This is a genomic window from Micromonospora sp. NPDC003776, assembly GCF_053605645.1.
The window spans coordinates 1-5,715 of sequence record NZ_JBSGJR010000470.1; the positions used below are offsets into that span (position 1 = coordinate 1).

The 5,715-nt window shown below is 73.3% G+C and carries 5 protein-coding genes and 1 pseudogene; all 6 read left to right on the top strand.

The window, feature by feature from the left end; translation table 11 throughout:
- The coding region (locus ACWEVO_RS28400; protein ID WP_452310553.1) for a class I adenylate-forming enzyme family protein at positions 1-1,184 on the top strand (1,184 nt) is incomplete at its 5' end.
- The gene (locus ACWEVO_RS28405) at positions 1,181-2,446 is read left to right on the top strand and encodes a beta-ketoacyl-[acyl-carrier-protein] synthase family protein (RefSeq protein ID WP_452310554.1); all 1,266 of its coding nucleotides are present in this window, start codon (positions 1,181-1,183) and stop codon (positions 2,444-2,446) included. The genes ACWEVO_RS28400 and ACWEVO_RS28405, both read left to right, overlap by 4 nt.
- A gap of 67 nt (positions 2,447-2,513) precedes the next feature.
- Positions 2,514-3,611, top strand: coding sequence for a 4-hydroxyphenylpyruvate dioxygenase (hppD, locus tag ACWEVO_RS28410; RefSeq protein WP_452310555.1), 1,098 nt, complete (start codon positions 2,514-2,516; stop codon positions 3,609-3,611).
- A complete protein-coding gene (locus ACWEVO_RS28415; RefSeq protein ID WP_452310556.1) occupies positions 3,608-4,531 on the top strand; it encodes a phytanoyl-CoA dioxygenase family protein in 924 nt (307 codons plus the stop codon). The genes hppD and ACWEVO_RS28415 overlap by 4 nt, the downstream gene beginning before the upstream one ends.
- Positions 4,532-4,533: 2 nt before the next feature.
- Positions 4,534-5,331 carry a DUF3050 domain-containing protein gene (locus ACWEVO_RS28420; RefSeq protein WP_452310557.1) on the top strand — a complete coding sequence of 266 codons (798 nt, stop codon included), beginning with the start codon at positions 4,534-4,536 and terminating at the stop codon, positions 5,329-5,331.
- Positions 5,328-5,633 (top strand): annotated as a pseudogene (locus ACWEVO_RS28425) (thiamine pyrophosphate-dependent enzyme); the annotation flags it as partial. The gene ACWEVO_RS28420 and the pseudogene ACWEVO_RS28425, both read left to right, overlap by 4 nt.
- Between the last annotated feature and the right edge of the window lie 82 nt (positions 5,634-5,715).

Consider the following 5,715-nt stretch of genomic DNA (forward strand, 5'->3'; position numbering starts at 1 on the left):
CCGGCCTCGGCGAGCCCGCCGAGGCCGGGGCCGGCGACCCCGCCGCCGCCCCGGACCACTACCGGCACCACCCGGACGACCCGATCGTCATCACGCACACCTCCGGCACCACCGGAGTGCCCAAGGCGGTGCTGCACTCGCACGCCAGCCTCTTCGCCGCCACCCGGCACCTGCTGTCCATGCCGCAGGCCCAGGGCACCACCCGGATCCTCAACGCGCTGCCCGCCCCGCACACCGCGACCGTGCTCATGGTCAACCAGGCACTGGGCAACCGGGCGGAGATGTTCCTCCTCTCCGAGCAGGGCGGCGAGCGGGTGCTCGACGCGATCCAGCGGTGGCGGCCCGACGGCGTCTTCGGCTTCTCCGTCACCTGGGCGGAGCTGGCCCGCTTCGACCTGTCCGCGTACGACCTGGACTCGGTGCGGCTGTGGTTCAACACCGGGGACTGCTCGCACGAGCCGCACGTGCGCCGGCTCGTCGCGGTCGGGTCGCGGGACGTGATGACCCGCGAGGGGATCCGGCGGGTGCCCGGCTCGGTCTTCATCGACGGGCTCGGCTCCAGCGAGATGGGGCACTCGATGTTCCACATCACCCACACCACCGACACCGACCGGTACGGCCGCTGCGTCGGCCGCCCGTACCGGTTCACCCGGGTCACCGTCCTCGACGAGCAGGGCGAGGAGCTGCCGCCCGGCCAGGTCGGCTGGCTCGGCATCGACTCGCCGTCGCTGTTCCGCGGCTACTGGAACGACTCGGTCACCACCTACCGGTCCCGGCTGCGCGGCTGGTACCTCACCGGCGACCTCGTCCACGCCGACGAGGAGGGGCGCTACTACCACCTGGACCGGGCCGTCGACTCGGTCGAGGTCGGCGACGGGAAGCGGTTCTTCACCGCCCTCTCCGAGGAGCGGATCCTCGCCGCCTGCCCGGACGTCACCGACTGCACGGTGGTCATGGTCAAGGACGGCGGCGCGGTCACCACCGACGTGCTGCTCGAACTGGCCGCCGGGGCCGACCCGTCGGTCGACCGCACCGAGCGGATCCGGGCCGCCCTCGGGCCCGACGTCGGTGCCACCCTGCGCCGGGTGGTGCCGGTCCGGGCCGACGACATCCCGGTCACCGTGACCGGCAAGGTCCGCAAGGTGGCGCTGCGCGAGCGCTACCTCACCGAGAGCCCGTCATGACCGCCGTCATCACCGGCATGGGGCTGTTCACCCCGGCCGGGCGGGGAGTGGAGGAGACCTTCGCGGCGTTGACCACCGGCCGGTCCGGGTTGCGCCGCCCATCGGAGGGGCACCCGGCCCGGGACAGCCTGGAGGTGGCCGGGGTGCTGCCGGAGATCGACCCGCGTAGCGTGGCCTCCGGTCCGGAGACCAGGGTTCTCGACCGGATCGTGCTGCTCGCCCTGCTCACCGCCGCCGAGGCGCTCGCCGACGCCGGCATCGAGGTCGGGCGGGACGTCGACCCCGCCCGGATCGGGGTGATCGTCGGCGGGGTCGGCGGGATGTCCACCCTGGAGAGCCAGGTGCTCGCCCGGGCCGCCCGGGGCCGCGCGGCGGTGAGCCCGTACCTGCTCACCGGGATCCTGCCGAACATGCCGTCCGCCCGGATCGCCATCGCCCACGGCATCCGCGGCTACAGTTCCTCGGTCGGTACGGCCTGCGCCTCCGGCGCCCAGGCGGTCGCCGACGCGGTCCGTCTCATCCGGGCCGGCGAGGCCGACGTGGTGCTCTGCGGGGCGAGCGAGGCGCCGCTCTTCCCGACCTTTGCCGACACCTTCGGCAACGCCCGCGCCCTGGCCCGGGGCTGGGACGACCCGGCCGAGGCCAGCCGCCCGTTCGACAAGCGGCGCAACGGTTTCGTGCTCGCCGAGGGCGCGGCGCTGCTGGTCCTGGAACGCGCCGAGCACGCCGCCGCCCGGGGCGTCACCGGCTACGCCGAGGTCGCCGGGTACGGGGTGAACACCGACGCGTACCACCCGACGGCGCCGCGACCGGACGGGGCCGGGGCGGCCGAGTGCATGCGCCGCGCCCTGGCCAGCGGGGGCGTGGAGCCGGCGCAGGTCGGCTACGTCAACGCGCACGGCACCGGCACCAAGCTCGGCGACATCGCCGAGACCACCGCCCTCGCGGAGGTGTTCGGGGCCGGCGGGGTGCCGGTCAGCTCCACCAAGGGGCTCACCGGGCACCTGCTCGGCGCCTCCGGGGTGCTGGAGGCGGCGGCCACCGCGCTGGCGCTCGGCCGGGGGCTGCTGCCGCCGACGTACCACCTGGACGATCCGGACCCGGAGTGCGAGGCGGACCACATCCGGTCCGCGCCTCGGGCCACCCGGGCCGGGCACGCGCTGACCAACTCGTTCGGCTTCGGGGGGCAGAACGTCAGCCTGCTGCTGCGGCGGACCGCCGCGACCGGGGTGGCGCCGCCGGACGGCGGATCGGGGAGGTGATCCGACGGTCCATGCCGGGCGCGGTGCGCCCGCACGCCAGGCACGGGGGGAAATGGGGAAGGGAAAGATGCATATCAATGGCATAGATCACGTCGAACTGTACGTGGGGGACGCCCGGCAGGCCGCCTTCTACTTCGGCACCGCGGTCGGCTTCCGGCTGTGCGGCCAGGGCGGCCCGGAGACCGGGCTGGCCGGCCAGCGCTCGCTGCTGCTGGCCCAGGCCGACATCCGGATGCTGCTCACCTCCGGGCTGACCGCCGAACACCCGGCGTCGGCGTACGTGCAACGGCACGGTGACGGCATCGCGGTGCTCGCCCTCGAGGTCGAGGACGCCGCCGGGGCGTACGCGGAGCTGGTGGCCCGGGGGGCGACCGCGGTGACCCCGCCGCGGACCCACCGTGACGCGGACGCCGAGGTGGTGGTCGCCGAGGTCGGCGGCTTCGGCGACGTGCTGCACCGGCTCGTGCAGCGGCGCGGCGACCGCACCCGGTTCCTGCCCGGGGCGATCGAACCGCTGCCCGCCGCCGACGGCGACGAGTTGCTCGCCGAGATCGACCACCTGGCGGTCTGCGTGCCGCCCGGCCAGCTCGACGACACGGTCCGGTTCTACGAGAAGGTCTTCGGCTTCGCCCAGATCTTCGAGGAACACGTCGAGGTGGCCGGGCAGGCGATGAACTCCAAGGTGGTGCAGAGCCCGTCCGAGCGGGTCACCCTCGTCCTGTTGGAGCCGGACACCAGCGCCCGGCCCGGGCAGATCGAGGATTTCCTGCGCTGGCACGCCGGCGCCGGGGTGCAGCACCTCGGCCTGCGCACCGACGACATCGTCACCGCCGTCGGCGCCCTCGCCGGCCGGGGCGTCCGGTTCGCCGGCACCCCGGCGACCTACTACGACGACCTGGAGGCGCGGGTCGGCAAGGTCGACGCGTCGCTGGAGCGGCTGCGGGACCTGAGCATCCTGGTCGACTCCGACCACGGCGGGCAGCTGCTGCAGATCTTCACCGAGTCGATGCACGTGCGCCGCACCCTCTTCCTCGAACTCATCGAGCGGCGCGGGGCGCGCACCTTCGGCAGCGGCAACATCAAGGCGCTCTACGAGGCCAAGGAACGCGAACTGGCCGCGGCGGGGGCGACCCCCGCCGTCGCGGCCGGAGGGGTGGGGGCATGACCACGACACATCCGGCACTGACCGCCGAGGAGGAGGCGCTGCTCCCCTCCGACGAGGACGTGCGCCACTACGCCGAGCAGGGCTGGTACCTGTCCAAGCAGCTGCTCACCGACGACGAGGTGGACGAGCTGGTCGCGGCGACCGACCGCTACTACGCCGGGGAACGCGACCGCCGGCTGCCGGTCCGCCCCCCGCGCCTGGCCTACTGGGAGCCGGCCAGGGGCGACGTGCAGCGGCACAACGACTACGTGCACTACGAGCACGAGGTCATCGGCCGGATCCTGCGCAAGCCGCTGATCGGGGCGGTCGCCGCCCGGCTCGCCCGGGCCGACGAGATCCGGGTCTTCCAGTCCACGCTGATCTGGAAACCGCCGATCTCCGGCGAGCCGTCCAACATCGTGCCCTGGCACTTCGACAAGCACTACTGGGCGTCGTCGAGCTCGGAGCAGATGCTCACCGCGTTCATCCCCTTCCACGACTGCGGGGAGGAGATGGGCACCATCACCATGGTCGACGGCTCGCACCGCTGGCAGGAGATCGGGGCCGACGACACCGTGGTGCGGCACTTCGCCGACCGCGACCGCGACCAGCTCGACGCCATGCTCGCGGAGAACGCCGCGCACAACGGCGCCCAGATCCGCAAGATCCCCATGGTGATCCCCAAGGGACACATGAGCTTCCACCACTGCCGCACCTACCACGGCAGCGGCGCGAACGTCAGCGACCGGCCGCGCCGGGCGATCTCCCTGCACCTGCAGGACGGCGGCAACGTCTGGCGGGAGTATCCGCTCTCCGACGGCACGATCGCCGCGTACAACCACGACGTGCTGGTCCGCCGCACCCACGACGGCCGGCCGGACTACGCCGACCCCGAGTTCTGTCCGGTCATCTGGCGCGACCGCGCCCGACAGGGAGGCTGACCATGTCACGGTACGACTGGGGTAGGACGCACCCGGGCATCGAACGGCTGGAGCGGGCGGTCACCGAACGCCGGGACGCGGTCGTCAAGCACCCCCTCTACGCCAACCTGGACACCCACGACGCGCTGGTCACCTTCATGGAGCACCACGTCTTCGCGGTGTGGGACTTCATGTCGCTGCTGACGTCGCTGCAGCGCCAGCTCACCTGCGTCACCGTGCCGTGGATCCCGACCGGGCCGACCGGCAGCCGCCGCCTGATCAACGACATCGTCATGGTGGAGGAGAGCGACGAGCTGGGCGACGGCTACATCAGCCACTTCGAGCTCTACGTGCGGGGCATGCGCGAGGCGGGCGCGGACACCGGCGCCGTGGACCGCCTGGTCGACCTGCTGCGCGCCGGCCGGCCGGTGACCGAGGCCCTGACCGAGGCCGGCGTGCCGGCCCCGTCGGCCGCCTTCGCCGGCACCACCTGGCGGATCATCGAGGCCACCCCGGTGCACTGCCAGGCCGCGGCCTTCGCGTTCGGCCGGGAGGACCTCATCCCGGAGATGTTCACCCAGGTCGTCGCCGTCAACGAGCGCAGCCGGCGGCTGAACACGTTCGTCGACTACCTGGAGCGGCACATCGAGGTCGACGGGGAGCAGCACACCCCGATGGCCATGCAGATGCTCGCCGACCTCTGCGGCGACGACGACGCCAGGTGGCAGGAGTGCGCCGACACCGTCAACGACGCGCTCGCCGCCCGCGCCCGGCTCTGGGACGACATCCTCGCCGCGATCAAGGAGGGTCGCCGGGCGTGACCGACATCGACCCGGTCCGGCTCTACCGCACGGTACGGCTGATCCGCCGCTTCGAGGAGCGGGCCATCGACCTGGTCCGCGCCGGGGAGATCGTCGGCGGCATCCACCCGTACCTCGGGCAGGAGGGGATCGCCGCCGGCGTCTGCGCCGCGCTGCGCGCCGACGACCTGGTGACCGGCACCCACCGCGGGCACGGCCACGTGCTCGCCAAGGGCGCCGATCCGGCCCGGATGCTCGCCGAGCTCTGCGGCCGGGTCACCGGGCTCAACCGGGGCCGGGGCGGGTCGATGCACGCCGGTGAGGGCGTCCTGAGGGTGTGACCTTCGAGGAGTACGTCGGCAGCCGCGGCCCGGCCCTGATCCGCCTGGCCCGGCTGTTGACCGG